Source organism: Enterobacter sp. SENG-6, assembly GCF_001605945.1.
Lineage (GTDB): Bacteria > Pseudomonadota > Gammaproteobacteria > Enterobacterales > Enterobacteriaceae > Enterobacter > Enterobacter cloacae.
The window spans coordinates 1-26,299 of the sequence record NZ_LOMM01000012.1; the positions used below are offsets into that span (position 1 = coordinate 1).

26 protein-coding genes are annotated in these 26,299 nt (G+C 57.1%); 20 read left to right on the forward strand and 6 right to left on the reverse strand.

All coding sequences use genetic code 11. The features are described 5' to 3' along the window. The first annotated feature begins 331 nt into the window (after positions 1-331). Complete coding sequence (locus tag AX755_RS07840) at positions 332-1,285, forward strand: nickel/cobalt transporter (protein WP_038418498.1); 954 nt, start codon at positions 332-334, stop codon at positions 1,283-1,285. Between the two features lie 33 nt (positions 1,286-1,318). On the opposite strand, the gene proP is transcribed toward AX755_RS07840, so the two are convergent. Continuing rightward, complete coding sequence (proP, locus tag AX755_RS07845) at positions 1,319-2,821, reverse strand: glycine betaine/L-proline transporter ProP (RefSeq protein ID WP_013095119.1); 1,503 nt, start codon at positions 2,819-2,821, stop codon at positions 1,319-1,321. A gap of 649 nt (positions 2,822-3,470) precedes the next feature. On the opposite strand from proP, the gene kdgT reads away from it, so the two are divergent. Then, a complete protein-coding gene (gene kdgT, locus AX755_RS07850) occupies positions 3,471-4,463 on the forward strand; it encodes a 2-keto-3-deoxygluconate transporter (protein WP_013095118.1) in 993 nt (330 codons plus the stop codon). A gap of 43 nt (positions 4,464-4,506) precedes the next feature. Here the strand turns inward: kdgT and AX755_RS07855 are convergent, their stop codons facing one another. Together AX755_RS07855 and crfC are read right to left on the reverse strand one after the other, a co-directional pair. Then, positions 4,507-5,382 carry a diguanylate cyclase regulator RdcB family protein gene (locus tag AX755_RS07855; protein ID WP_029882903.1) on the reverse strand — a complete coding sequence of 292 codons (876 nt, stop codon included), beginning with the start codon at positions 5,380-5,382 and terminating at the stop codon, positions 4,507-4,509. Next, a complete protein-coding gene (crfC, locus tag AX755_RS07860) occupies positions 5,379-7,733 on the reverse strand; it encodes a clamp-binding protein CrfC (RefSeq protein WP_062856565.1) in 2,355 nt (784 codons plus the stop codon). Before crfC ends, AX755_RS07855 begins: the two co-directional genes overlap by 4 nt. Before the next feature lie 600 nt (positions 7,734-8,333). Between crfC and AX755_RS07865 the strand changes: the two genes are divergently transcribed. From AX755_RS07865 to phnP, 16 genes are all read left to right on the forward strand, one after another. Next, complete coding sequence (locus tag AX755_RS07865) at positions 8,334-8,669, forward strand: zinc ribbon domain-containing protein YjdM (protein ID WP_013095115.1); 336 nt, start codon at positions 8,334-8,336, stop codon at positions 8,667-8,669. Positions 8,670-8,749: 80 nt separating this feature from the next. After that, the gene (yjdN, locus tag AX755_RS07870; protein ID WP_013095114.1) at positions 8,750-9,193 is read left to right on the forward strand and encodes a VOC family metalloprotein YjdN; all 444 of its coding nucleotides are present in this window, start codon (positions 8,750-8,752) and stop codon (positions 9,191-9,193) included. 173 nt (positions 9,194-9,366) lie between these two features. Beyond that, on the forward strand, positions 9,367-10,155 hold the full coding sequence (gene phnC / locus AX755_RS07875) for a phosphonate ABC transporter ATP-binding protein (protein WP_013095113.1): 789 nt from the start codon (positions 9,367-9,369) through the stop codon (positions 10,153-10,155). Between the two features lie 23 nt (positions 10,156-10,178). Beyond that, complete coding sequence (gene phnD, locus AX755_RS07880; protein ID WP_038980858.1) at positions 10,179-11,195, forward strand: phosphonate ABC transporter substrate-binding protein; 1,017 nt, start codon at positions 10,179-10,181, stop codon at positions 11,193-11,195. A gap of 52 nt (positions 11,196-11,247) precedes the next feature. Then, positions 11,248-12,027 carry a phosphonate ABC transporter, permease protein PhnE gene (phnE, locus tag AX755_RS07885; protein ID WP_013095111.1) on the forward strand — a complete coding sequence of 260 codons (780 nt, stop codon included), beginning with the start codon at positions 11,248-11,250 and terminating at the stop codon, positions 12,025-12,027. A 20-nt stretch (positions 12,028-12,047) separates the two neighbouring features. Next, positions 12,048-12,773 carry a phosphonate metabolism transcriptional regulator PhnF gene (gene phnF / locus AX755_RS07890; protein WP_013095110.1) on the forward strand — a complete coding sequence of 242 codons (726 nt, stop codon included), beginning with the start codon at positions 12,048-12,050 and terminating at the stop codon, positions 12,771-12,773. Further along, the gene (phnG, locus tag AX755_RS07895) at positions 12,774-13,226 is read left to right on the forward strand and encodes a phosphonate C-P lyase system protein PhnG (RefSeq protein ID WP_014830324.1); all 453 of its coding nucleotides are present in this window, start codon (positions 12,774-12,776) and stop codon (positions 13,224-13,226) included. After that, a complete protein-coding gene (gene phnH, locus AX755_RS07900) occupies positions 13,223-13,807 on the forward strand; it encodes a phosphonate C-P lyase system protein PhnH (protein ID WP_062856566.1) in 585 nt (194 codons plus the stop codon). Before phnG ends, phnH begins: the two co-directional genes overlap by 4 nt. Continuing rightward, positions 13,807-14,871, forward strand: a complete 1,065-nt coding sequence (locus AX755_RS07905; RefSeq protein WP_020684569.1) for a carbon-phosphorus lyase complex subunit PhnI — start codon at positions 13,807-13,809, stop codon at positions 14,869-14,871. Before phnH ends, AX755_RS07905 begins: the two co-directional genes overlap by 1 nt. After that, positions 14,864-15,709 (forward strand): alpha-D-ribose 1-methylphosphonate 5-phosphate C-P-lyase PhnJ, encoded by an 846-nt coding sequence (gene phnJ, locus AX755_RS07910; RefSeq protein ID WP_013095106.1) that lies wholly within the window; start codon positions 14,864-14,866, stop codon positions 15,707-15,709. Before AX755_RS07905 ends, phnJ begins: the two co-directional genes overlap by 8 nt. Continuing rightward, positions 15,706-16,461, forward strand: coding sequence for a phosphonate C-P lyase system protein PhnK (phnK, locus tag AX755_RS07915; RefSeq protein WP_013095105.1), 756 nt, complete (start codon positions 15,706-15,708; stop codon positions 16,459-16,461). Before phnJ ends, phnK begins: the two co-directional genes overlap by 4 nt. Before the next feature lie 86 nt (positions 16,462-16,547). Next, positions 16,548-17,228, forward strand: coding sequence for a phosphonate C-P lyase system protein PhnL (gene phnL / locus AX755_RS07920; RefSeq protein WP_013095104.1), 681 nt, complete (start codon positions 16,548-16,550; stop codon positions 17,226-17,228). After that, positions 17,225-18,361: an alpha-D-ribose 1-methylphosphonate 5-triphosphate diphosphatase gene (phnM, locus tag AX755_RS07925; RefSeq protein WP_062856567.1), complete on the forward strand. Its 1,137-nt coding sequence runs from the start codon at positions 17,225-17,227 to the stop codon at positions 18,359-18,361. The genes phnL and phnM overlap by 4 nt, the downstream gene beginning before the upstream one ends. After that, positions 18,358-18,909, forward strand: a complete 552-nt coding sequence (gene phnN / locus AX755_RS07930) for a ribose 1,5-bisphosphokinase (RefSeq protein WP_086528220.1) — start codon at positions 18,358-18,360, stop codon at positions 18,907-18,909. Before phnM ends, phnN begins: the two co-directional genes overlap by 4 nt. Next, positions 18,902-19,336 (forward strand): aminoalkylphosphonate N-acetyltransferase, encoded by a 435-nt coding sequence (gene phnO, locus AX755_RS07935; RefSeq protein WP_062856568.1) that lies wholly within the window; start codon positions 18,902-18,904, stop codon positions 19,334-19,336. The genes phnN and phnO overlap by 8 nt, the downstream gene beginning before the upstream one ends. A 9-nt stretch (positions 19,337-19,345) precedes the next feature. After that, entirely contained in the window at positions 19,346-20,104 is a 759-nt protein-coding gene (gene phnP, locus AX755_RS07940) for a phosphonate metabolism protein PhnP (RefSeq protein WP_020684564.1), read from the forward strand. Positions 20,105-20,156: 52 nt separating this feature from the next. Here the strand turns inward: phnP and yjdP are convergent, their stop codons facing one another. From yjdP to AX755_RS07955, 3 genes are all read right to left on the reverse strand, one after another. Then, positions 20,157-20,480, reverse strand: a complete 324-nt coding sequence (gene yjdP, locus AX755_RS07945; RefSeq protein ID WP_062856569.1) for a DDRRRQL repeat protein YjdP — start codon at positions 20,478-20,480, stop codon at positions 20,157-20,159. Positions 20,481-20,558: 78 nt separating this feature from the next. Continuing rightward, on the reverse strand, positions 20,559-21,182 hold the full coding sequence (locus tag AX755_RS07950; RefSeq protein ID WP_013095098.1) for a GNAT family N-acetyltransferase: 624 nt from the start codon (positions 21,180-21,182) through the stop codon (positions 20,559-20,561). 120 nt (positions 21,183-21,302) lie between these two features. Further along, a complete protein-coding gene (locus tag AX755_RS07955; protein ID WP_062856570.1) occupies positions 21,303-23,579 on the reverse strand; it encodes a hybrid sensor histidine kinase/response regulator in 2,277 nt (758 codons plus the stop codon). A 181-nt stretch (positions 23,580-23,760) separates the two neighbouring features. Between AX755_RS07955 and AX755_RS07960 the strand changes: the two genes are divergently transcribed. Beyond that, positions 23,761-25,281, forward strand: a complete 1,521-nt coding sequence (locus AX755_RS07960) for a sugar ABC transporter ATP-binding protein (protein ID WP_062856571.1) — start codon at positions 23,761-23,763, stop codon at positions 25,279-25,281. Beyond that, a complete protein-coding gene (locus AX755_RS07965) occupies positions 25,278-26,273 on the forward strand; it encodes an ABC transporter permease subunit (RefSeq protein ID WP_013095095.1) in 996 nt (331 codons plus the stop codon). The genes AX755_RS07960 and AX755_RS07965 overlap by 4 nt, the downstream gene beginning before the upstream one ends. Positions 26,274-26,299: the final 26 nt, after the last annotated feature.

The window sequence follows — 26,299 nt, forward strand, 5'->3', positions numbered from 1 at the left end:
CTCTGTCGCGAGGTGGCGTATATTACGCTTTCCTCTTTCAGAGTCAACCCTGATTTTCAGGATTTTTTCTCTTCAACCGACCGGCTTGTTTGTGAAGTGATTCACATCCGCCGTGTCGATGGAGGCGCATTATAGGGAGTTCTCCGCAGGCCGCAACCGAAAAGTTGCAAAAAGATGACTGACTGCTGCATTCCCCAGCAAAACCCCGCCTTATACCCTTTTACACACAGACTTATCCACAATACAACGCGTAAGCTTCATAAGAACCCACGGATTGAGGGGGATAATCAACTATACTATTGGCAAATATTTTCCCTGACAGACAATATCCATGATCACACAACGCCTCACCCGAGACTGGCGCATTCCTGGCGCTGGCCTCATGACGCTGCTACTCCTTATTGCGGGCTTCACTCTGCACGCACACTGGGGGGCTTTCATCCAGTGGTGTCTTGCTACGCAAATCACCCTGCACCGTTATCTGGTGATGTACCTGTTGCAGCTTAATAACCATCAGTACAGCGGTGGCTTATGGCTATTAACCGGCGCGTTCTTCTATGGCGTACTTCACGCTATCGGGCCGGGGCACGGCAAATTCATTGTCACTACCTATCTCAGTACAAATAAAGAGAGCGAACTGGCTGCCCGGGTCGTTCCTTTTTTTGGCAGTATGCTGCAGGGCGTCAGCGCCATTCTGTTTGTCTTTATTCTGGCGGTGGGGTTTAACCTGGCGTCCGGGGATATCAGTACCAGCCGCTGGTATGTCGAGAAGATAAGCGCGGTCCTCATTGGCGCATTCGGCGCGTTTATCATTTACCAGGCGCTAAAAAGCCTGCGCCCGCGCAGGATGGCAATCTCCGCCATCACGCCCCTTCACCAGCATGATGAACATTGTGGCTGCGGCCATCACGGCGTAGGGGCAGACCTTGCGCAGGGTGACTGGAAAACCCGTCTGGGTGTAATTCTGGCGATCGGCGCGCGTCCGTGCAGTGGGGCCATTATGATCCTGATGTTTTCGAATGCGCTGGGCATCGTCACCTGGGGAATGGCCGCGGTAATGACCATGTCGCTGGGAACCGCGCTATCGATTATGGGGCTATCGCTGGCCGTGCGTTACGCCCGCGAGCGCACGGTCGCCTGGTTTGGCGGCGGCGCCTCGCTGAAGTGGCTGGTTCCGGCGGTCAAGATTGCCGGCGGGATTGTTCTGATCCTGTTTGCGACCATCCTGTTCCTGACGGTGATCCCCATCAGCGCCAATGGCGATTACATCGCTGCAGGATGCTAATAAAAGAAAACCCGCCAGCGGCGGGTTTTTTGATTACTCGTTGATGCGTGGATGTTGGTCCACCAGTCGGGAGCGTTTCTTCTGCAGTTCTTCAATCTCTGCGTCAATATCTTCAATCTTCTGCTCGACGTTATCGTAGTGCTCGCGCAGGATCTCTTTCGCTTCCTGAATATCCGATGCCGCAGGCGTCGCCCCTTTCAGAGGACGGTTCGCCGTCTCCTTCATGGTAATACCCGTAATCAAACCAATCACCGCGATAACCATCAGGTAATAAGCGGGCATCATCAGGTTTTGCGTACTTTCCACCAGAGAGGCGGCAAGCGTCGGCGTCAGACCGGCAATCAGAACCGAGATGTTAAAGGCCGCCGCCAGCGCACTGTAGCGAATATGCGTCGGGAACATGGCCGGTAGTGTAGAGGCCATCACCCCGATGAAGCAGTTGAGGATCACCGCCAGCATCAGCAAGCCGGCAAAAATCAGGCCCAGCACATTGCTGTTAATCAGAATGAATGCCGGAATAGCAAGGGCAAACAGCGCAACGCTACCCAGAATAATGAACGGTCGACGGCCAAAGCGGTCACTCAACAGCCCCATAATCGGTTGCACAAACAGCATACCCACCATGATGGCGATAATGATCAGCACACCGTGGTCTTCCGAGTAGTGCAGGTTATGCGACAGATAGCTCGGCATGTAGGTCAGCAGCATGTAGTAAGTCACGTTCGTAGAGATCACCAGGCCGATACAGACCAGCAGGCTGCGCCAGTGTTTGGTCGCGATCTCTTTAAAGGAGACTTTCGGGCCATCCTGCAGACCTTCGCGGTCACCCTGCTCAAGCTTATCAACGTGCTGCTGGAACGCAGGCGTCTCTTCAAGCGCATGACGCAGGTACAGGCCAATGATCCCCAGCGGCAGCGCGAGGAAGAACGGAATACGCCAGCCCCATTCAAGGAAGTTCGCCTCACCAACCACGGTTGAAATCAGCACCACCACGCCCGCACCCATGACGAACCCGGCAATGGAACCAAAGTCCAGCCAGCTTCCCATGAAGCCACGTTTACGGTCCGGGGAGTACTCTGCAACGAAGATCGAGGCACCGGTGTATTCTCCCCCTACGGAGAATCCCTGAGCCATCTTACAGAGCAGCAGCAATATTGGCGCCCAGATGCCAATCGAAGCATAAGACGGGATCAGGCCGATACAGAATGTACTGATCGACATAATGACAATGGTGATGGCCAGGATCTTCTGACGACCATATTTATCACCAAGCATACCGAAGAACAGACCACCCAGCGGGCGAATGAGGAAGGGAACCGAGAACGTACCCAGCGCGGCAATCATCTGCAGGCTGGGGTCGGCGCCGGGGAAGAACACTTTACCTAACGCATAGGCCACGAAGCCGTAGACACCAAAATCGAACCATTCCATCGCATTACCGAGCGAGGCGGCAGTGATCGCTTTACGCAGTTTTGCATCATCGATGATGGTGACGTCGCGAAGCGTGATGGGTTTAATCTTTTTCCTTCTAAGCATAGCTTTCCTCGTAGACTCAGCCCTGTCCATTTCACCGGCCATCTGGTGAACCGTGAAACGGGGATCCGCTCCATGCGAATCGCCTTATTCAAGCGTAGCAGGTTTACTTACATTGACGTTTTACGTCGATACAACCGAACCTGTTGACGCCTGTCTGGGCAGTTAATGACCTTTTTACCCTACCAGTGTTTATATTTGTGATCAACTTCACATATATTTTTCCGTATCGTCAATTGAGTTCAATATTTGTCAATTTCCGCCCATCAGCTCTTTCTTATCCACCAAAAAAGAACATGCTCACGCACGTTATTATCGCCTGAACAACAATTCTCAAAACCATACTGCGTCACATCAGATTTACATAAATTTTAAATATTAAAACGCGGTTCGAATATTTACGCTGAATATGTGATAGAGATAACTAAAACACTGTTTTATTTTCATTGAATCATCATTCCAATGATCGCATGATAAATCCGAACGCAACGTCCAGCGGGCTTTTGAGCGGCATGAATCAAGAGCGCGCGATTAATTTCCCTGAAAGGATAACGAAGCGCCAGGCTAAGCATCCTTTCAATTAATTGAATTTGTTGATTTTATTTTCGATAGCATTCCGTCCGCCACGCGGGACACGATGTGAGGGTTGTACATGAAGATTAAAGCCACAATAGAACGCATCCCCGGCGGGATGATGCTGGTTCCTCTGGTGCTTGGCGCCATTCTGAATACCCTGGCACCTGATACCGGTGCTTATTTTGGTGGTTTCACAAAAGGAATGATTACGGGAACCGTGCCCATTCTGGCCGTCTGGTTCTTTTGTATTGGAGCGTCTATTAACCTGCGGGCAACGGGTACCGTATTACGTAAATCCGGAACGCTGGTTATAACGAAAATTGCGGTTGCCTGGGTTGTGGCAATGGTCTGTGCACTGTTCATTCCGGAGAATGGCATTCAGACCGGATTCTTCGCCGGATTATCCGTTCTGGCCATTGTCTCCGCGATGGATATGACTAACGGTGGGCTCTATGCCAGCCTGATGAACCAGTACGGCACAAAAGAGGAGTCTGGCGCCTTTGTGCTGATGTCTCTGGAGTCCGGTCCGCTGATGACGATGTTGATTCTGGGCTCGGCGGGGCTGGCCTCGTTTGAACCACACCACTTTGTCGGCGCGATCCTGCCTTTCCTGATCGGTTTTGCGCTGGGGAATCTGGACCACGATCTGCGCGATTTCTTCAGCAAAGCCACGCCGGTGCTGATCCCGTTCTTCGGCTTCGCGCTGGGAAATACCATTAACCTGAAGGTGATCCTCGATACCGGTCTGCTGGGTATTGTCCTTGGCGTGGCTGTTATCATTATCACCGGCATTCCGCTGATCATTGCCGATCGCGTAATTGGCGGAGGAAACGGAACGGCAGGTGTAGCCGCCTCTTCAGCCGCCGGGGCCGCCGTGGCGAATCCGGTGATCATTGCCCAGATTAACCCGGCTTTCGAACCGGTTGCGGCCTCGGCAACGGCGCTGGTTGCCGCCAGCGTGATCGTCACCGCCATTCTGGTGCCCATCATCACGGCCCTGTATGCGAAGCGCTTCGGCAATCTCCCCGAGCCGGATACAGAACCAAAAGCGGTAGAGCTTCATCATTAACGCACCGCATAAGACCGGCCCCTCTCCCCACCAGGTGAGGGGTTCAACCAAAAATTTCTTCCACCATCCCATCCACCAGCCGCTTTGCCGAACAGAGTCTCGGCATACCCAGCGCGACCGTTTGCCAGTTTTGGGTTACTGACCAGCTCACCGGGTGGCTGTCCGCCTGACACCAGTCCCCCAGCCAGCCCAGCATATCTTTATGATCGATGCTCCCCGGCGTAGAGGGGGTTGTGAGCCACTGGTGATAAAAATGGCGGGTAGTGGGAGAAGCATTGATCCCCTGCGCCAGATAATTTGCCGCCATGCTGCGCAGGTTATCCTTGAGCATTGCCGCCACGTCCGCATTCGCCAGACGACAGGCATCGCCAAATGCTCCCCAGCGCAGCTCTTCCAGCACAATGTAGCAACGCCCGGCCAGCGACCAGCCATCATAGTGTCCGGCCCGCCAGCGGGTAAAAATCTGCTCGCTATGATCGCCCGCCTGCACCGTTAACCCACGCTGGGACAACGCCTTTTCTTTATAGGCTGCGCGTTGAAGAAAATGGGAAGAGAGTTCAGCATACTGCTGAACCAGGCCCGGCGAGGGCTGCGTACGCAGAGAGGTTTGCTGGCGCAGGGCAACCAGTTTATCGGCCATACGCGTCAGCGCGAGATGCCCCGGATCCAGCATGCCGGCCAGCTTTTCCGCCAGCCCCAGGCGCAGAGCCGCATTTTCGTTGAGCATTCCCGCCATTGCCCACGGTCGCAGCCGGGTGTGCGTCATGATCTCCTGCGTCAAACGCTCACGAAACTGCAGCTGTTGCGGCCCCAGATGGGTATGACGCGGCGCGTCTACCCCCTGGACCAGATCGACCATAAATTTAGGATGGATACACTCCAGCGTCCGCCCGGGACCGTCCAGTAGCTGTGTTGTCATGGTTGCTCTGCCGCGAAAAGAGTTTGAATATCATCGCGTAACAGTCGGGTATCTTCCTGAATCCACGTCGCAGTCGTGATACTTTGTTTCAACAGCTGGCTGAGCGATCGGGTCGAATGCTCATTTTGCTGACGGACTGCGAGGCTATCACGCAAGCTTTCCTGTAACCCGGCAAGGCATAACGAAAATTCTGCAAAGAACGTTGCCATACCCGCCGTAACAGAGACATCGACCTGCGCGGTTAAAGCTTTACGGATTTGTTCACAAAACTGATCAATATGCTGCATAAACTTGTCATGCAGCTGCGCAATATCAATAACGTATCGCGTGCGCGTCGCCACATAATCTTCCCAGCCCCAGCCAGGATTGTTCAGCCAGCGCGACACCGTTTCCCGTACACTTCCCGCAGCCGATGGCTGGCCTGCCGGACGGGTATCCTCCGCGATGGCATCAGTAAACAGCGCCCGCGTATTGAAGTTCAGCTGATTTGCCTGAAATGCCGGGAAACTGATCCGCGCCCGGAAACCGGCATGGCTGAGCTGCTCTTTAATACGCAGCTCAATGGGCCGCATCGCCTCATTCAGCGAACGCGCCAGCGTAGACTCCAGCTGATCGAAGCGAAGCGCCAGCTCCCGGCTGATTTTCGTCTTTGCGTCCAGCATGACCTGCTCGCAGGCGGAGCGGATGCTGTTCAGTACCGTTTGCGCCTGCCTCTCATCATCCAGCACCAGCTGCGTCAGCGCCTCCGGTGCATCCTGCCGATGATTCAGCGGATCAATACCTGCCAAATCAAGTAGCGTGTGGCTGTTGAAGATATGGCCAATCGCCTGCTGAAGGGCTCCTTTCTGCAACGCCATAAAATCGTCAGTGGCGTGGAGGGCCTGCTCCACTTCGTGTTTGACTTCTTCGCTGGCCACGCGCTGCCGCGTTTGCAGCAGAGCCATATCCTCTTCAAGACGCGTAATATTCAGCTCCAGCGATTCAAAGGCCACCGTCAGGGCCTGATAGCGAAAATCGAGATACTCTCTGGCATTTTGGGCATAGTTGAGCAGCTTATGCGACGCCGAACGCAGCGCAAATAACGACGCATTGGCATAGGCGGCGTAAATGAGTTTGCGGATAGGTTGTTCAAATAACGAATCTTCCCACAGCAAATCAGCCGCATGACGAATATGTTCGATATCGTCCAGGTCCGCCGTACGCCAGCGACGCCCCAGCGCGGCCTCGGCAAAGTCCTGTACCCAGCGCTGTTCCTGGTGATCCGGTAGCTGCCCATGGTTCGCCATCTCATAGCGGGCGCGGTTTGCCAGATAGGCCCACATCGACGAAACAGGGTAAATTTGTCCCGGAGAGATGTTCCCTTTCATTAAGGTCCCGGAGATCATCGCCCTGACCTGCTCTTCATCGTCGCTGTTGCGATCCTTCTGGTCGAATTTATTCACCAGCGCATACAAAGGCACCGATTTTCCCGCTACCGAAATGGCCTGACGAACCTCTTCATCAGAAATCGATTTGAGCTGGGTATAGTCCATCACCGCCAGCACCGCGGAGGCGCGGGACAACTGTTCGGTGAGCATTTTTTGCAGATGGGGCTGCCCGGCTTCATTTGGCCCAGGCGTGTCCAGCAGCGTCAGCTGCCCCAGGTGCGCATCCAGGCCCGCAAGATGCACAAACTCCACCTCAATCACCGGTATATGTTCTATCGCCGCGTACTCAGAGAACGGGAAGGCCACGTCCAGCGCCTGAGAGAGCCTCACCAGGTCATTCAGGCTTTTCAGACAATGAAATATCGGCTGCGCCCCAAGGTGGTGTTTCTCGAAAGCCTCGCCTCTTTCAATTCTCTCCAGCAGCGTATTCATGTCTTTATCGATTTCCAGACGCTGCGCCAGCTTGCCGCGATCGTCATCGCAGAGCTTTTTCTGTAGCAGTTGGATCAGATCATCAATGGGAGAGACATGCGTAAAATGCAGTACCGGCTCTTTCTGGCCCGGCGTATGACGAATAAGGGTCGGGAGCGCCGTCATCGGACGGTTGCGGTTGGGCAATACTTCGGTGCCCACAATCGCATTAATGGTGGTCGATTTCCCCGCCTTCATGGTTCCAACAATAGCCAGCACCATTTCCAGACGGGTTATTTTGCGCAATTCACTATTCAGCATCGCCTGCTGTGCTTCGACACCACGCGCGCTAAAATGCAAAGGTAAAACGTTGTTCTTTTCACCCGTAATGGCCGTCGCGGTACTCTCCAGCATCGCTATCGGCATTGATTTCAAGGTATCAAGGTTTTGCAGGGCGAGTTGTAGCAACCGTTCTGCTTCCTGGCTTAATTCAAAAATTGTCTGTGTGTGCATGATAAAAGCCTTTCCTTAACGCAAATTTATTACTTTTATTAAGCCACCGGGTTTTAATTATGTTTTTCGGCTTATATGATCACGTGTGGAAAACATGTTCACCGAAATATAACTGATTGAAGACAATCAGAAATAAATCGCTATCCTTGCATGGCGTGAAAAGCTTTTCTCCTGACCTGATAGTCAAAAGATAAAAAGCGTAGCCCATTTTTAAGAAACTTCAGGATATATCATCATTATTTACCCACCTAAAAAGAGCGGGAATGGTTCAGCGTCATAACAGATGTACGACGACGAAAACCGGCGATAAATAACAATGTGTCGCTTCACCTTATCCGAAATGGCGGAACGTAGCAATTTGCCGCAATAAAATATTCGATATATTCAGTGTCAATTCTTCCCAACACGTTAATGGCGTTAGCATCGCTTAACCGACTGACAGAAAGTGTCACCCGCAACACGCTTTTCGGTTTTTTTTTATTAAACAATATCACCGACAATCGTGTGGATTTGCGTTATACTTGCCCTCTTTTTCGGCGCTCTGCCGTCATTTTGCTGGCACTTTCCAGCGCGTTAAGCACTTTTTTGAGGATACCCCCGATGCAACTTCCACACTGCCCGAAATGCAATTCTGAATACACCTATGAAGATAATGGCATGTTCATTTGCCCAGAATGCGCCCACGAATGGAACGACGCAGAGCCGTCACAGGATGCTGACGTGCTGATTGTAAAAGATGCTAACGGTAACCTGCTGGCAGATGGCGACAGCGTCACCGTCGTCAAAGACCTGAAGGTTAAAGGCAGCTCTTCCATGCTGAAGATCGGGACCAAAGTGAAGAATATCCGTCTGGTTGAAGGCGATCATAATATCGACTGCAAAATTGACGGTTTTGGTCCAATGAAACTGAAATCTGAGTTTGTGAAAAAGAACTGATTTACCCGCCCGGTGGCGCTTCGCTTACCGGGCACACACCCACTACACTTAATGGGCTTTTCTTACGTGAGGTAAAGATTATGCCGTTAAGTCCCTACATCTCTTTCGCCGGCAACTGTGCAGAGGCAACCGCCTTTTATCAGCAGGCCGTCGGCGCAGAACTCCTCTATAAAATCACCTTCGGCGAAATGCCAAAAAGCGAGAGCAGCGAAGAAGGCTGCCCGTCTGGCATGCAGTTCCCGGACTCCGCTATAGCCCACTCCAACGTTCGCATTGCGGGCAGCGATATCATGATGAGCGATGGCCTGCCGCCGGGCAGTAAGGCGCAGTATGCCGGATTCACGCTGGTTCTCGACACACAGGATGTCAATGAAGGCCAACGCTGGTTCGACAATCTCGCGGATGGCGGAAATATTGAAATGGCCTGGCAGGAGACCTTCTGGGCGCACGGTTTCGGTAAGGTCACCGACAAATACGGCGTGCCGTGGATGATTAACGTCGTTAAGCAGCAACAAAGTTCGTAGGCCGGATAAGCGCAGCGCATCCGGCAACAACCCCGGGTGGCGCTGCGCTGACCGGGTCTGGAAAGATTGTCATCGTTTTCACTTCAACTCTTCAAACTCCCGCAACCTGCACTTAACCCAAATGTCATATTGATGCGCCAGCATGAGGCCACATTTATTGTGAGGCCCAGCATATGCAAACCGTCATCCGCGTCGAGAAACTGAGCAAGACCTTTCATCACAACAAGGCTCTGCATGCCGTTGATCTGACCGTCCAGCAGGGCGACATGGTAGCGCTGCTGGGGCCATCCGGTTCAGGTAAATCCACCCTTCTGCGTCACTTAAGCGGCCTGATTACCGGCGATAGCATCCCGGAAAGCCACGTCGAACTGCTGGGCAACACCGTACAGCGCGCAGGGCGACTGGCGCGGGATATCCGCAAAAGCCGCGCGCAGACAGGCTGCATCTTCCAGCAATTTAATCTGGTAAATCGACTAACGGTGCTGGAGAACGTGCTGATTGGCGCGCTCGGCAGCACCCCATTCTGGCGCACCTGTCTGCGCTGGTTCTCCCCGTTACAGAAGCAAGAGGCGTTGCGGGCGCTCACCCGCGTAGGCATGGCGCACTTCGCCCATCAGCGCGTCTCCACCCTCTCCGGTGGACAACAGCAGCGCGTGGCCATCGCCCGTGCCCTGATGCAGAAAGCGAAAATCATCCTTGCCGACGAGCCCATCGCCTCGCTGGACCCGGAATCCGCCCGCATCGTGATGGAAACCCTGCATGACATTAACCAGAACGACGGCATCACCGTGGTGGTGACGCTGCATCAGGTGGATTACGCCCTGCGCTACTGCGAGCGCATTGTCGCCCTGCGTCAGGGACATGTGTTCTTTGATGGCGCAAGCCACCAGTTTGATAACGAACGTTTTGACCATCTCTACCGCAGCATTAACCGTGTCGAAGAGAACGCGAAGGCTGCATAACGTCCCCACTACGAGGAATGGAAATGAGCTATAAAACGGTTGCCGCGCTGGCTTTTACCAGCATGTTCAGCATCAGCACCCTGTTAAGCCCTGCGTACGCCGAGGAGCAGGAAAAAGCGCTGAACTTTGGCATTATTTCGACGGAATCACAGCAGAACCTGAAGCCTCAGTGGGAACCCTTCCTGAAAGATATGGAAACCAAACTGGGGATCAAAGTAAACGCCTTCTTCGCCCCGGATTACGCGGGCATCATCCAGGGGATGCGCTTTAACAAAGTGGACATCGCCTGGTATGGCAACCTCTCCGCCATGGAAGCGGTGGATCGTGCAAACGGCCAGGTCTTTGCCCAGACCGTTGCTGCCGATGGCTCTCCGGGTTACTGGAGCGTGCTGATCGTCAACAAAGACAGCCCGATCAATAACCTCAACGATATGCTCGCCAAACGCAAAGAACTGACCTTCGGCAACGGCGATCCGAACTCCACTTCTGGCTTCCTGGTGCCGGGCTATTACGTCTTCGCCAAAAACAATGCCTCTGCCAGCGATTTCAAACGCACCGTCAATGCCAGCCATGAAACCAACGCCCTGGCCGTGGCCAACAAGCAGGTGGATGTCGCCACCAATAACACCGAAAACCTCGACAAGCTGAAGACCTCCGCACCGGACAAACTGAAAGAGCTGAAGGTGATCTGGAAATCCCCTCTTATCCCGGGTGACCCGATTGTCTGGCGCAAAAACCTCTCTGAAGGCACCAAGGACAAGGTGTACGACTTCTTTATGACCTACGGCAAAACGCCGGAAGAGAAAGCCGTGCTGACGCGTCTGGGCTGGGCACCGTTCCGCCCGTCGAGCGACCTGCAGCTGGTCCCGATTCGCCAGCTGGCGCTGTTTAAAGAGATGCAGGGCGTGAAGGACAACAAGGGGCTTAAGGACGAGGAGAAGACCAGCAAAGTGGCAGCTATTCAGGCCCAGCTGGAAGACCTGGACCGCCTGACCGCCGCGCTTGGTGCAATGACCAGTGTGAATAAAGCGGTGCAGTAACGCTTTTCTCCCTCTCCCTGTGGGAGAGGGAACTAAACACAAAGGAGTCAACATGCAAACCATCACCCTCCCACCGCCGAAACGCAGCTGGTTCTCGCTATTTAGCTGGGCCATCCTGCTGGCGGTGCTGGTTATCTCCTGGAAGGGCGCGGAGATGGATCCGCTGCTGCTGTTTAAAGACGCCGGTAACATGGCCACCTTCGCTGCCGACTTCTTCCCGCCCGATTTTAGCCAGTGGCAGGACTATCTCGGCGAAATGGCTGTCACCCTGCAAATCGCCGTCTGGGGGACCGCCCTGGCCGTCATCCTCTCCATTCCGTTTGGCCTGATGAGCGCGGAAAACATCGTTCCGTGGTGGATTTATCAGCCGATGCGCCGCCTGATGGACGCCTGCCGCGCCATTAACGAAATGGTGTTCGCGATGCTGTTCGTGGTCGCCGTGGGTCTGGGGCCGTTCGCGGGGGTGATGGCGCTGTTCATCCACACCACCGGCGTGCTCTCCAAGCTGCTTTCCGAAGCCGTGGAAGCCATTGAACCCGGCCCGGTCGAAGGTATTCGCGCCACCGGCGCCAACAAAATTGAAGAGATCCTTTACGGCGTGCTGCCCCAGGTCATGCCGCTGCTGATCTCCTATTCGCTCTACCGCTTCGAATCTAACGTCCGTTCCGCCACCGTCGTCGGCATGGTCGGCGCAGGCGGCATCGGCGTCACCCTGTGGGAGGCGATCCGCGGTTTCCAGTTCCAGCAAACCTGCGCCCTGATGGTACTCATCATTATCACCGTCAGCCTGCTGGATTTCCTCTCTCAACGTTTGCGTAAGCACTTCATCTGAGAAGCGAGGCTTTGATTGGTATGCACTTATCCAGACATCCGACCAGTTACCCTACCCGCTGGCAAGAGATTGCAGCAAAGCTCGAAGTGGAGCTGCGCACCCATTATCGCTGCGGAGACTACCTGCCAGCCGAACAACAGCTTGCCGACCGCTATGAAGTGAATCGCCACACCCTGCGCCGTGCCATCGATCAGCTGGTTGAGCGCGGATGGGTACAGCGCCGTCAGGGCGTCGGCGTGCTGGTGCTGATGCGCCCGTTCGATTACCCGCTCAATGCCCAGGCGCGCTTTAGTCAAAACCTGCTCGACCAGGGAAGCCATCCCACCAGCGAAAAACTGCTCTCCGTGCTGCGTCCGGCCTCCAGCCATGTAGCCGATGCGCTGGGTATTCAGGAGGGCGACAACGTTGTGCATCTGCGCACCCTGCGCCGGGTCAATGGCGTGGCGGTCTGCCAGATAGATCACTACTTCAGCGACCTGAGCCTCTGGCCGGTGCTGCAACACTTCTCCAGCGGTTCACTGCATGACTTTTTGCAGGACGCCACGGGTCTTGTGCTCAAACGTACCCAGACGCGTATCAGCGCCCGCCGCGCGCAGGCGAAAGAGAGCAAGGTGCTGGAGATCCCCAACATGGCTCCGCTGCTCTGCGTGCGCACCCTCAACCACCGTGACGGCGAGATCAACGCGACGGAGTACTCCGTCAGCCTGACCCGCGCCGACATGATTGAATTCACCATGGAGCACTGAATGCATTTCGACACCTCCACCCGTCAGCGCTGGATGCGCGCCCTGGCCCATAGCCAGCCTGCTGCACTGGCGAGCCGCATGAACGCGCTTAACCTGACGCCAGACTATGAAACGCTCCGCGCGCCGGAAATCGGCCTGGTACAGATCCAGGCAAGAATGGGCGGCACCGGGGAGCGCTTTTTCGCCGGTGATGCCGCCCTCACCCGCGCGGTCATTCGTCTGAGCAGCGGCACGCTGGGTTACAGCTACGTGCTCGGTCGCGATAAACCGCACGCCGAGCGCTGCGCGGTGATCGACGCCCTGCTGCAGGAACAACCCCATTTCCAGACCCTGATGGAAACCCTGATTGCCCCGCTGGAAGCCGACCTCGCCGCGCGCACTGCCGCACGTCAGGCGCAAGTCAATACCAGCCGGGTCGACTTCTTTACGCTTGTTCGCGGAGATAACGCATGACGCTTCAACCCGCTTTTACCCTGGCCGTCCAGGATGCCCAACACAGTTTTCGTCGCCTGCTGAAAGCCATGAGCGAGCCTGGCGTAATTGTCTCCCTGCATCAGCTCTCCCAGGGCTGGCTGCCGCTGAACCTGGCGACCACCAGCGTACTGCTGACTCTCGCCGACAACGATACCCCGGTGTGGCTTTCGGGGACGTTATCCAATGACATCGCCAGCCAGAATCTGCGTTTTCACACTAACGCCCCGCTGGTTGAGCAGCCCCGTCAGGCGGTGTTTGCCGTTGCCGATGAGCAAATCAGCCATGAGCAGCTCAATGCCCTGAGTGAAGGCAGCGCGGTAGCACCGGAGACCAGCGCCACGCTGATCCTGCAGGTCGCCAGCCTGAGCGGTGGTCGCATGCTGCGCCTGACCGGGGCGGGGATTGCCGACGAACGCATGGTCGCGCCACAGCTGCCGGAGTGCATTATTCGTGAGCTGACCGAACGCCCGCATCCGTTCCCGCTGGGCATTGACCTGATCCTGACTTGCGGCGAGCGCCTGCTGGCGATCCCGCGAACCACCCACGTGGAGGTGTGCTGATGTACGTTGCCGTCAAAGGGGGCGAGAAGGCCATCGCCGCCGCCCATGCGCTACAGGCGCACAGACGACGGGGTGATGAACAGCTTCCCGAGCTGAGCGTCGCCCAGATTGAGCAGCAGTTGAACCTGGCGGTGGATCGGGTGATGACCGAAGGCGGCGTCGCCGACCGCGAGCTGGCAGCGCTGGCGCTGAAGCAGGCCAGCGGCGACAACGTCGAGGCCATCTTTCTGCTGCGCGCCTGGCGCACCACCGTTCCCCGCCTGGCGGTGAGCGAGCCGGTCAATACGGCAGAAATGCGCCTGGAGCGGCGAATTTCCGCCGTTTATAAAGATATTCCCGGCGGCCAGCTCCTTGGCCCTACGTACGACTACACCCACCGCCTGCTGGATTTCACCCTGCTGGCGAACGGCGAAACGCCGCCGCTCAGCACCACGGAGACCGGGCAGGAAGCATCTCCGCACGTCTTTAGCCTGCTGGCGAAGCAGGGTCTGGCAAAGGTCGAAGAAGAGACCGGAGCGCAACCCGACGACATCACCCGCACGCCTCCCGTTTACCCCTGTTCACGTTCGTCTCGCCTGCAGCAGCTGATGCGCGGGGACGAAGGCTATCTGCTGGCGCTGGCCTATTCAACGCAGCGCGGCTACGGGCGTAACCACCCGTTTGCGGCGGAGATCCGCAGCGGCTATCTCGACGTCGAAATCATCCCCGAAGAGCTGGGTTTTGCTGTGAACGTCGGTGAACTGCTAATGACCGAGTGTGAAATGGTGAATGGTTTTGTCGCACCTGACGACGACACCCCACACTTTACCCGTGGTTACGGGTTGGTCTTTGGCATGAGCGAGCGTAAAGCCATGGCGATGGCGCTGGTTGACCGCGCCCTGCAGGCGCCGGACTACGGCGAACAGATTTCCGGCCCGGCACAGGACGAAGAGTTTGTGCTGGCCCACGCGGATAACGTCGAGGCGGCGGGCTTTGTTTCGCACCTCAAGCTGCCGCATTACGTTGACTTCCAGGCCGAACTGGAACTGCTGAAACGTCTGCAACGGGAGCGTGAAAATGGCTAACCTAAGCGGCTACAACTTTGCTTATCTGGACGAGCAAACCAAACGCATGATCCGCCGCGCCATCCTGAAAGCGGTCGCTATCCCCGGCTATCAGGTGCCGTTTGGTGGTCGAGAAATGCCGATGCCTTACGGCTGGGGCACCGGGGGCATTCAGCTTACCGCCAGCGTCATCGGTGAGTCAGACGTGCTGAAGGTCATCGACCAGGGAGCCGACGACACCACCAACGCCGTGTCGATTCGCAACTTCTTTAAGCGCGTGACGGGCGTCAACACCACCGAAAAAACCGAAGATGCGACGCTTATCCAGACCCGCCACCGCATTCCCGAAACGCCGCTCACTGAAGATCAGATTTTGATTTTCCAGGTGCCGATCCCGGAGCCGCTGCGCTTTATCGAGCCGCGCGAAACCGAAACCCGCACCATGCACGCCCTGGAAGAGTACGGGGTGATGCAGGTGAAGCTGTATGAAGATATCGCCCGCTTCGGCCATATCGCCACCACCTACGCCTACCCGGTGAAGGTCAACGGGCGCTACGTGATGGATCCGTCGCCGATCCCGAAATTCGATAACCCGAAAATGGACATGATGCCTGCCCTGCAACTGTTCGGTGCCGGGCGCGAAAAGCGCATCTACGCCGTCCCGCCCTACACCCGCGTGGAGAGTCTCGATTTCGATGACCACCCGTTCACGGTGCAGGAGTGGGACGAGCCGTGCGCCATCTGCGGCTCGAAGCACAGCTATCTGGATGAAGTGGTGCTGGATGATACGGGCAAACGGATGTTTGTCTGCTCCGACACCGATTACTGCCGCCAACAGAGCGAGGCGAACAGCCAATGAAACCGCTGCTTTCAGTGAACAACCTGACCCACCTTTACGCGCCGGGCAAAGGCTTCAGCGACGTCTCGTTCGAGCTGTGGCCGGGCGAGGTGCTGGGAATTGTCGGTGAATCCGGCTCGGGCAAAACCACCCTGCTGAAGTCCATCTCCGCGCGCCTGGCCCCGCAGAACGGCGAGATTTTGTATGAGGGCGCCTCCCTCTATGGCATGAGCGAGGCTGAACGCCGCCGCCTGCTGCGCACCGAATGGGGCGTGGTACATCAGCATCCGCTGGACGGGCTGCGTCGTCAGGTCTCGGCGGGAGGCAATATCGGCGAACGGCTGATGGCGACCGGCGCGCGGCACTACGGCAACATCCGGGAAACCGCACAGCGCTGGCTGACCGATGTGGAGATCCCCGCCTCGCGCATCGACGATTTGCCCACCACCTTCTCCGGCGGCATGCAGCAGCGCCTGCAGATCGCCCGTAACCTGGTCACCCACCCGAAGCTGGTGTTTATGGATGAACCCACCGGTGGGCTGGACGTCTCCGTGCAGGCGCGCCTGCTCGACCTGCTGCGCGGTCTGGTGGTGGAGCTGAACCTGGCGGTGGTGATTGTCACCCATGATCTGGGCGTCGCTCGCCTGCTGGCAGACCGCCTGCTGGTAATGAAGCAGGGTCAGGTGGTGGAAAGTGGGTTAACCGACCGCGTGCTCGACGATCCGCTCCATCCTTACACCCAGCTGCTGGTGTCATCCGTATTGCAGAATTGAGGGCGCCACCCGGCAAAACGAACGCCGTACCTTGTAGGCCGGGTAAGCGAAGCCGCCACCCGGCAAGAAAACGCCACGAGGCCAAAATGATCCACGTAGAAAACGTAAGTAAGACCTTTGTGCTCCACCAGCAAAACGGCGTGCGTCTGCCGGTGCTGCAAAATGCCTCTCTGAAGGTGAACAGCGGCGAATGCGTGGTGCTGCACGGCCACTCCGGCAGCGGAAAATCCACCCTGCTGCGCTCCCTGTACGCCAACTATCTGCCGGACGAGGGGCACATTCATATTCGCCATGCCGATGAATGGGTCGACCTGGTTCAGGCCCCCGCGCGTAAGGTGCTGGAAGTCCGCCGCTCGACGATCGGCTGGGTGAGCCAGTTTCTGCGGGTGATCCCGCGGATCTCCGCTCTGGATGTGGTCATGCAGCCGCTGCTGGATCTCGGCGTGCCGCGCGAAACCTGCGCCGCCAAAGCCGCCAGCCTGCTGACGCGCCTCAATGTGCCCGAGCGCCTCTGGCATCTTGCCCCGTCGACCTTTTCCGGCGGCGAGCAGCAGCGCGTGAATATCGCTCGCGGGTTTATCGTCGACTACCCGATTTTACTTCTTGATGAACCCACCGCTTCGCTCGACAGCAAAAACAGCGCGGCAGTGGTGGAACTGATCGAACAGGCCAAAGCGCGCGGCGCGGCGATCGTCGGGATCTTCCACGACGAGAGCGTTCGCAACCGCGTGGCGGACAGATTGCACCCGATGGGGACAAACGTATGATTATCAATAACGTCAGGCTGGTGCTGGAAGATGAGGTCATCGACGGCTCGATTGAGATCCGCGACGGCGCGATCCGCGCGTATGCCGAAACCCGAAGCCATTTGCCCGAAGCGATGGACGGCGAAGGCGGCTGGCTGCTGCCAGGGCTGATTGAGCTGCACACCGATAATCTGGATAAATTCTTCACCCCACGGCCGAAGGTGGACTGGCCCGCCCATTCGGCAATGAGCAGCCACGACGCGCTGATGGTTGCCAGCGGCATCACCACCGTGCTGGATGCGGTGGCGATTGGTGACGTGCGCGACGGCGGCGATCGGCTGGAGAATCTGGAAAAGATGATCAACGCCGTGGAAGAGACGCAAAAGCGCGGTCTTAACCGCGCCGAACATCGCCTGCACCTGCGCTGCGAGTTGCCGCATCACACCACCCTGCCGCTGTTTGAAAAGCTGGTAGACCGCGAGCCAGTGTCGCTGGTCTCGTTGATGGATCACTCGCCGGGGCAGCGCCAGTTCGCCAGCCTCGAAAAATACCGCGAGTATTACCAGGGCAAATATTCTCTTAACGATGTGGAGATGGCGCGCTACGAGGAAGAGCAGCTGGCGCTGGCGGCACAGTGGTCACAGCCGAACCGTGTTTCGATTGCCGCAATGTGCCGGGACCGTAACATCGCGCTGGCCAGCCATGATGATGCCACGCACGATCATGTCCGCGAATCCCACCAGCTTGGCAGCGTGATCGCTGAATTTCCTACCACGTTTGAGGCGGCAGAGGCCTCCCGCGCGCATGGCATGAACGTGCTGATGGGGGCACCGAACATCGTGCGCGGCGGCTCGCATTCCGGCAACGTGGCGGCAAGCAAACTCGCCTCGCTCGGCCTGCTGGATATTCTCTCTTCCGACTACTACCCCGCCAGCCTGCTGGACGCCGCCTTCCGCGTCGCGAATGACGACAGCAACCGCTTCACGCTGTCGCAGGCTATTCGCCTGGTAACGAAGAACCCGGCGTCGGCGCTTAATCTTCACGACCGGGGCGAGATAGCCGAAGGAAAACGGGCGGATCTGGTGCTGGCCCACCGTAAGGGCGAGCACATCCATATCGACCACGTCTGGCGTCAGGGAAAAAGGGTGTTCTGATGGGAAGAGTCATCTGGTTAATGGGGCCCTCCGGCTCCGGGAAGGACAGCCTGCTGTCCGCCTTACGGCAGCGGGAACACCCGCAGCTGCTGGTCGCACATCGCTATATTACCCGGGCGGCGAATGCCGGCAGTGAGAACCATATCGCCCTGAGCGAACAGGAATTTTTCACTCGCGCCGGGCAGAATCTGCTCGCGCTCAGCTGGCACGCCAACGGCTACTACTACGGGATCGGTATTGAGATCGACCTGTGGCTACACGCGGGTTTTGACGTGCTGGTCAACGGCTCTCGTGCGCATCTTCCCCAGGCACGCGCCCGGTATGCCTCGGCGCTGCTGCCGGTCTGTCTGCAGGTTTCGCCGGATGTCCTGCGCAGCCGCCTGCAAAGCCGCGGACGCGAAAGCGAAAAAGAGATCGCGCAGCGGCTCGAACGCGCAGCGCGCTATACCCCGGCGGATTGCCACATCCTCAACAACGACGGAAGTTTGCTACAGTCAGTCGATAACGTTTTATCGCTTATCCGTCAGAAGGAGAAACAGCATGCCTGATTGCACGCTTCGCCCCGCCACCGCCGATGATGTGCAAATCGTTTACGCGCTGATCTGCGAGTTAAAACAGGCCGAATTTGATCATCAGGCGTTCCACGCCGGGTATCTGGCCAATCTGCAGGACAACAATATGCGTTATCAGCTGGCAGAGCTGAATGGACAGGTGGTGGGTATGATTGGCCTGCATATGCAGTTTCACCTGCACCACGCCAGATGGATCGGCGAAATCCAGGAGCTGGTGGTGATGCCCGAGGCGCGTGGTCTTAAAGTGGGGAGCCAACTGCTGGCATGGGCAGAGGACACCGCGCGGCAGGCGGGCGCGGAGCTGACGGAGCTCTCCACCAGCGTCCGGCGGCTGGACGCCCACCGTTTTTATGTTCGTGAAGGGTATACGCAGAGCCATTTTCGTTTCACCAAACCGTTGTAGAGGTGCACGATGAGTCTGACCATCACATTAACGGGCACCGGCAGTGCCCAGCTGGTCCCGGTCTTTGGCTGCGATTGCGCGGCATGCCGCCGGGCACGTCTGCAGGAGAATTATCGTCGTCGGCCCTGTAGCGCGGCCGTCAAATTCAATGATGCGGTGACGCTACTGGACGCGGGTATTCCGCACCTGATGGACGACTGGCCAGCCGGCAGCTTTCAGCAGTTTTTGCTGACCCACTACCATATGGATCACGTTCAGGGGCTGTTTCCCCTGCGCTGGGGCGTTGGCGCGACGATCCCCGTTTACGGCCCGCCGGATGAAGCCGGATGTGACGATCTCTTCAAACACCCGGGCATTCTGGATTTCAGCCATACGCTGGAGCCGTTTGTGATGTTTGAGCTGCAGGGCCTGCGGGTGACACCGCTGCCGCTCAACCACTCGAAGCTCACCTTTGGTTATCTGCTGGAGTCCGCCCACAGCCGCGTGGCGTGGCTCTCTGATACCGCCGGATTGCCGGAGAAAACGGTGAAATTTCTGCTTAACAACCAGCCTCAGGCGATGATCATCGACTGTAGCCATGAACCGCGCCCGCAGACGCCGCGCAACCATTGCGATTTAAACACCGTGGTGGCACTGAACGAAGTGATTGGCTGCCCGCAGGTGATCCTGACCCATATCAGCCATCAGTTTGACGTGTGGATGATGGATAACCCGTTGCCGGACGGCATCGAAGCGGGATATGACGGCATGGTGTTGGTACTGGATTAGGTTTTCTCCCTCTCCCGTGGGAGAGGGTTGAGGTGAGGGCAACAGGCCGCACTTAACCGCGATCGTAATCCTCTTCTAATCTGCGCTCATCCTCTTCTAACCGGCGGCGATCGTCATCTAACTGGCGCTGACGCTCGTCTAAACGGCGGCGTCTGTCTTCAAGCTGCCGACGGCGGTCGTCATACTGACGGCTATCAATGCGACGGTCATCGTCATAACGATCGTCATCATCGTTGCTGCGGCTGCTGCCGGGGTTATAGGCATCGTTGATCGCCTGCTGAATGTTGCCAATGGCATCATCAATCACATCGGCATGCGCCAGTTGGCTGGAGAGTGACAGCAGACCAAATAACAGAGCGGTAGAGTAACATTTCATAAGGCCAGACTCGCAGGTGAACTGGCCTTACGGTAATTAACCGCAAACGGGAGAGGTAGCGGAGGAATCTCAAATTCTTTAGCGAGGCGACGCTTCCATTATTTGACGCACTCGCTGTTTATTCTCTGCGACCAGCACAATCCCGGAGCATTTTTGATCCGGAGAATGACTCCAGATGCGGTCTTCAGGAATACATCCTCCGTCATATATCACCTTGCTGCCATCATAAGGCCAGAATGCTCCCTGCTCTGTGTCGAGTACAAAAACAGCGATTTGGTCGGATTCACGGGCTATTTTCTGCCAGAGCATCTTTCCACCCTCATATTGCTCGAAGTCGCTGATTAAGGTCACGCCGCAATGTAAGACCAACGCTTCATAGAGACGAGTCGCCAGCCCTTTGTCTCGTTCGGCAGGATCGACGCAAATGCCTTCTACCTGGACAACGCGAGTATCTTCCCAGCATCGTTCTACTGCGATAATGTCCTTTCCCAGATGGGCTTTATGCTGTAAATCCAGAGCAGCAACAACCCGATGTCGGGGAACGCCATCAAAGGTTTCGATATCTGCTTCAATAATTGCAGCCCGGGGCGTCTGGCTATCATAAATGACATGTAACACCCGACCGGAGAGTTCAAATTCATCTACGAGCGTAAATGACCTGGCAACCGTATTCGGGCTGTACGTTGTAGGCATCACGATCATTTGTGAGTCCCCTCTTGTGAGTACCGGCATAATTCCCTTTATATCTTAATCCGCTAAATTTTGCGCAGATTAGCATCGCCGACTTTACTCAGGCTCTTGATGAAATCCTAAATTCGCTGTTTAAGCGCTGATTTTCCGCAGCGCCTGCGCCAGCTGTACGCGGGTAAACGGTTTGCGCAGTAGCGCTACATCCGGCAGTTGTGGATTGTGCGTCGGACGTAAATCCTGACCGCTGATCAACAACACCGGCAGTTGCGGGTAGTGGCTGCGCACGTGGTTAATCACCTCCGCCCCGCTCAGGCTGCCCGGCAGCATCAGATCACTGATAAACATGCCGATATCCGGCGAGGCCGCCAGCATGTTCAGTGCCTGCTCACCGCTTTCCGCTTCAAGGGTCAGGTAGCCAAGCTGATGCAGTTGCTCGCACAGGGTCTGGCGAACGTCGGCCTCATCTTCCAGTACCAGCACCAGCCGTTCGTTTTCAGCGGATGCGGTGGCAGAGTGCATTTCATCTTCAGGGACGACGGGCAGCGTTGAGCGCGGCAGATGGAGCCGCACGGTGGTGCCTTGTCCCGGCGCGCTTTCAATTTCGACGCGGCCGCCGGACTGACGCACAAAACCGTACACCATCGACAGCCCTAACCCACTGCCACTGCCGGTCTGCTTGGTGGTGAAGAACGGCTCGAACACCCGGGATTTGACCTCCTGCGTCATACCGCTGCCGCGGTCGATCACCACCAGCGCCACCATATCCTGCCTGCGTCCGTCGCTGCGAGTGACGCGCTGATTCCACGTGCGGATCTTAATCACGCCCGTCTGCCCCTCCATCGCGTCGCGGGCATTCATCACCAGGTTGATAATGGCGTTTTCGAGCTGGCCAACGTCTATCCACGCCGGCCAGGCCGGGGATTGAGCCTCTATCTCCAGGCTCAGGGTGGCGGGCAAGGAGTGGCGCATCAGCTCTCTGAGATTCTCCAGCAGCGGTTTCATCTCTACCGCATGCGGAGTCAGGGATTGCTTGCGGGAAAAAGCCAGCAGACGCTGGGTCAGCAACGCACCGCGCTCGGCAGCATTGAGCGCGCGGGCGATACGTGGGGCATCACTGGAGTCGGGATCGGTCAGCTCCAGGCTACCGATTATCACCGCCAGCAGGTTGTTGAAATCATGTGCCAGCCCGCCCGTCAGTTGACCAACGGCCTTCATCTTCTGGCTGTGCAGCAGCGCCTCCTCCAGTCCCTGACGCTCGATGCGGTCGATCTCCATCTGGGAGGTTTTCTCTTTCAGTAGACGGGTAGTGTGCTCCAGCGAGGCGGTATTGCGGGCAAAGACGTTAAACGCGCGAGCCAGCTCTCCCAGCTCATCACGCCGCTGCAGCGCGGGCACCGAAACGTCCTGCTCGCCATGGGCAAGACGCGACATCGCCCGGGAGATCGCCGTCAGGTTGGAGCCCAGATTGCGGTAGATATACCAGCAGGCGCAACCGGTGATGATCAGCGCCAGTACGGCGAATATGCTGATAAATACGCTGATGGACCGCAGCTCCTGATGACTCTGGGCCGTACGCAGCCGGGAAGCCTCCGCTACCTGCTCAACGTACTGATTGATATCGCTATTTAATATCGCCACCAGCGCCTTGATGTGGAACATATACCAGCTTATCGCCAGGTCGCTCTCTTCAAGCTGCTTTGACAGCGGGGCAAGCCTGCGCAGCTCGTCGTTGAAATCGGGCAGAACAAGATTCACCACGGGCTGCGTCGCGCGCTGGGGCAACGTTGCGGTAACGGCGTCCAGCTGCTGTAGGGTGGCGCGCGGTGAGGGGGTATCGATGGCGGCGAGAATCAGCCTGTCCATTTCCGCAAGCTGCTGCGCATCCGGGATGTTGCTGCCAAACCGACGGTTAATATCCTGCAGATGGCGTAAATAGCTCTGGCTTTGATACAGCGAGCTAAGCAGCGCGTTACGTTGCAGATGGCGCCGCTGTCCGCGCTCCAGCATGCCCGTCACGCTTTGCTGTAACTCATTACTGCGACGAATAATGCGCGCCACCAGCCCCGGCTCCTGCTGCGCTAAGGGCGCATCTGCGAGCTGTTCCAGCGAGTGCCGCAGCGCCATTTGGGTCTGCTTCAGCCTCTCGGCCTCTCCTTTGTATTCCAGCGCCCCCACCACCTGCGAAAGCCGTACCGCCGCGGTTGCCACGCTGGCTGTATCGCGGGCGAGATTCATGCTGCCGGTCATGTCATCCAGCGTCTGCTGTTGTACCTGTTCCTGGATCTGGCTGGCATGCCGAAAACCCAGCACCGCCACACCACTGACCATCAGCGTCACCGCCACCACCAACAGATTAAAGATCAGCAGACGACCGCGGGCGCTGGCGAAGAACGGCGAGCGTGATGGCATGGGATTGGGCTCCTCTGCAAATGGGTGCCCTCACCCTGGCCCTCTCCCACAGGCAGAGGGAAAAGAGAAATGTGACGGCGATTAGCTATTCATAACTATGACAAATATGAACGGCTTCTGACATTTTGCATTTACGCACCTGTGATGAAGTGCAGATATCAACCTTCACAGGAGATCCGCCATGAGCAGAACCCCGGTACTGGAGATGCGCAGCATTGCCAAAACGTTTGGCAACTTCCACGCGCTCAAGGGTGTGGATTTGACGGTCTTTCCCGGTGAGATCCACGCGCTGATGGGTGAAAACGGCGCGGGAAAAAGCACGCTGATGAAGATCCTCGCGGGCGCCTACACCGCGACCAGCGGCGAGATCCTGATTGACGGTCAGCCGTATCACATTAAAGGCCCGAAGGATGCGCTGGCCGCAGGCATTACCCTGATCTATCAAGAGATGCAACTCGCCCCCAACCTGACGGTTGCGGAAAACATCTTTCTTGGCAGCGAACTCTCGCGCGGCGGACTGGTGCAGCGTAAAGAGATGGCCGCCCAGGCTCAGGCGGTCATCGACCGTCTGGGTGCAAACTTCAACGCCACCGACCTGGTGATGAAGCTGACTATCGCTGAACAACAGCAGGTGGAAATCGCCCGCGCGCTGCACCGTAACAGCCGCATTCTGGTTATGGATGAACCCACTGCCGCCCTCTCCTCGCGTGAAACCCATCGTCTGTTTGAGCTGATCCTGCGCCTGCGGGATGAAGGGATGGCGATCATCTATATCAGCCACCGCATGGCGGAAGTGTACGAACTCTCTGACCGGGTCAGCGTCCTGCGTGACGGGCAATACGTCGGTAGCCTGACGCGCGACAAACTGAACGCATCTGAGCTGGTGAAAATGATGGTGGGTCGCCCCTTAAGCGATCTGTTCAACAAAGAGCGCGATATCCCGCTCGGCAACCCGCGTCTTAACGTGCATCACCTCACCGACGGTAAAAAAGTCCAACCCTGCAGCCTGCAGGTGCGCTCAGGGGAAATCGTCGGCCTGGCGGGGCTGGTCGGTGCCGGTCGCTCCGAGCTGGCACAGCTCATCTTTGGCGTACGTAAAGCCACCGGCGGAATGATTGAAGTGGACGGCGAGTCGGTGGTGATCCACTCCCCGCGCGCGGCCATTGAAAACGGGATCGGTTTTCTTACCGAGAACCGCAAGGAGCAGGGGCTGTTCCTGGAGCTGGCGGCGCAGGAGAACATCACCATGGCGACGCTGGAGCGCGACGCCACCTTCGGCATGCTTAACCGCAAAAAAGCGCAGTCCATTTCTGACGATGCCATCGCCCTGCTGAATATCCGCGTGCCTCACGCACAGGTCCGCGCGGGCGGTCTGTCAGGCGGTAATCAGCAGAAATTGCTGATCTCCCGCTGGGTGGCGATTGGTCCGCGTATTCTGATCCTCGACGAACCGACGCGCGGTGTCGATGTCGGCGCAAAAAGCGAAATCTACCGCATCATGAACCAGATGGCGCGCAAGGGCGTGGCGATTTTGATGATCTCCAGCGAACTGCCGGAAGTGGTGGGCATGAGCGACCGCGTCTATGTCATGCGTGAAGGCAGCATCGCCGGGGAGCTCCACGGACACGACATCTCTCAGGAAAACATCATGACGCTGGCAACCGGCGTGAACGACTCACATCATCAGGCGGTGCAACTATGACAACTCCAACCCATCCGCAGCAGGTGGCAAAATCTGCCTCCGCCAAAAAAATGCTGATGAGCGATCTGATGCAAACGGTCGGCATTTTGCCCATTCTCATCCTGATCGTGGCGGTTTTTGGCTTTATCGCCCCTAACTTCTTTACCGAAAGCAACCTGCTCAACATTACCCGTCAGGCGTCGATCAACATCGTGCTGGCGGCAGGGATGACCTTCATCATCCTGACCGGGGGGATTGACCTCTCCGTCGGGTCTATTCTGGGTACCACGGCGGTCGCCGCGATGGTGGTGTCGTTAATACCGGAATTCGCCGGGCTCTCTATTCCCGCCGCGCTGATGCTCGGCCTGGTGCTGGGGTTGTTCAACGGCGCGCTGGTGGCCTTTGCCGGACTACCGCCGTTTATTGTCACCCTCGGCACCTACACGGCACTGCGGGGCGCAGCGTACCTGTTGGCCGATGGCACGACGGTAATTAACTCGAACATCAATTTTGAGTGGATAGGCAATAACTATCTTGGCCCCGTGCCGTGGCTGGTGGTGATTGCCCTGGCGGTGATTGTGGTGTGCTGGTTTATCCTGCGTCGCACTACGCTTGGCGTTCACATCTATGCGGTAGGCGGCAACATGCAGGCGGCACGCTTAACGGGCATCAAAGTCTGGCTGGTGTTGCTGTTTGTGTATGGCATGAGCGGCCTGCTCTCCGGGTTAGGCGGTGTGATGAGCGCGTCGCGCCTCTACAGCGCCAACGGAAACCTGGGCATGGGTTACGAGCTGGATGCGATTGCGGCGGTGATCCTCGGCGGCACCAGCTTTGTTGGCGGGATCGGCACGATCACCGGCACGCTGGTGGGGGCGCTGATTATCGCCACTCTCAACAACGGCATGACGCTGATGGGCGTCTCCTACTTCTGGCAACTGGTGATCAAAGGGGCGGTGATCATCATTGCGGTGCTGATCGACAAATACCGTACCCGACACCATCAAAGTGCATAACAACAATACCCTACGTGAGGAAGAGA

Coding starts and splice junctions, on each gene's coding strand:
- AX755_RS07965 (WP_013095095.1), top strand. CDS start 25,278: ATGACAACTCCAACCCATCCGCAGCAGGTGGCAAAATCTGCCTCCGCC.
- AX755_RS07950 (WP_013095098.1), bottom strand. CDS start 21,182: ATGATCGTGATGCCTACAACGTACAGCCCGAATACGGTTGCCAGGTCA.
- crfC (WP_062856565.1), bottom strand. CDS start 7,733: ATGCACACACAGACAATTTTTGAATTAAGCCAGGAAGCAGAACGGTTG.
- phnG (WP_014830324.1), top strand. CDS start 12,774: ATGCATTTCGACACCTCCACCCGTCAGCGCTGGATGCGCGCCCTGGCC.
- AX755_RS07905 (WP_020684569.1), top strand. CDS start 13,807: ATGTACGTTGCCGTCAAAGGGGGCGAGAAGGCCATCGCCGCCGCCCAT.
- AX755_RS07840 (WP_038418498.1), top strand. CDS start 332: ATGATCACACAACGCCTCACCCGAGACTGGCGCATTCCTGGCGCTGGC.
- yjdP (WP_062856569.1), bottom strand. CDS start 20,480: ATGAAATGTTACTCTACCGCTCTGTTATTTGGTCTGCTGTCACTCTCC.
- kdgT (WP_013095118.1), top strand. CDS start 3,471: ATGAAGATTAAAGCCACAATAGAACGCATCCCCGGCGGGATGATGCTG.
- proP (WP_013095119.1), bottom strand. CDS start 2,821: ATGCTTAGAAGGAAAAAGATTAAACCCATCACGCTTCGCGACGTCACC.
- AX755_RS07865 (WP_013095115.1), top strand. CDS start 8,334: ATGCAACTTCCACACTGCCCGAAATGCAATTCTGAATACACCTATGAA.
- phnE (WP_013095111.1), top strand. CDS start 11,248: ATGCAAACCATCACCCTCCCACCGCCGAAACGCAGCTGGTTCTCGCTA.
- AX755_RS07955 (WP_062856570.1), bottom strand. CDS start 23,579: ATGCCATCACGCTCGCCGTTCTTCGCCAGCGCCCGCGGTCGTCTGCTG.
- phnL (WP_013095104.1), top strand. CDS start 16,548: ATGATCCACGTAGAAAACGTAAGTAAGACCTTTGTGCTCCACCAGCAA.
- phnF (WP_013095110.1), top strand. CDS start 12,048: ATGCACTTATCCAGACATCCGACCAGTTACCCTACCCGCTGGCAAGAG.
- phnO (WP_062856568.1), top strand. CDS start 18,902: ATGCCTGATTGCACGCTTCGCCCCGCCACCGCCGATGATGTGCAAATC.
- phnH (WP_062856566.1), top strand. CDS start 13,223: ATGACGCTTCAACCCGCTTTTACCCTGGCCGTCCAGGATGCCCAACAC.
- yjdN (WP_013095114.1), top strand. CDS start 8,750: ATGCCGTTAAGTCCCTACATCTCTTTCGCCGGCAACTGTGCAGAGGCA.
- AX755_RS07960 (WP_062856571.1), top strand. CDS start 23,761: ATGAGCAGAACCCCGGTACTGGAGATGCGCAGCATTGCCAAAACGTTT.
- AX755_RS07855 (WP_029882903.1), bottom strand. CDS start 5,382: ATGACAACACAGCTACTGGACGGTCCCGGGCGGACGCTGGAGTGTATC.
- phnD (WP_038980858.1), top strand. CDS start 10,179: ATGAGCTATAAAACGGTTGCCGCGCTGGCTTTTACCAGCATGTTCAGC.
- phnP (WP_020684564.1), top strand. CDS start 19,346: ATGAGTCTGACCATCACATTAACGGGCACCGGCAGTGCCCAGCTGGTC.
- phnC (WP_013095113.1), top strand. CDS start 9,367: ATGCAAACCGTCATCCGCGTCGAGAAACTGAGCAAGACCTTTCATCAC.
- phnM (WP_062856567.1), top strand. CDS start 17,225: ATGATTATCAATAACGTCAGGCTGGTGCTGGAAGATGAGGTCATCGAC.
- phnJ (WP_013095106.1), top strand. CDS start 14,864: ATGGCTAACCTAAGCGGCTACAACTTTGCTTATCTGGACGAGCAAACC.
- phnK (WP_013095105.1), top strand. CDS start 15,706: ATGAAACCGCTGCTTTCAGTGAACAACCTGACCCACCTTTACGCGCCG.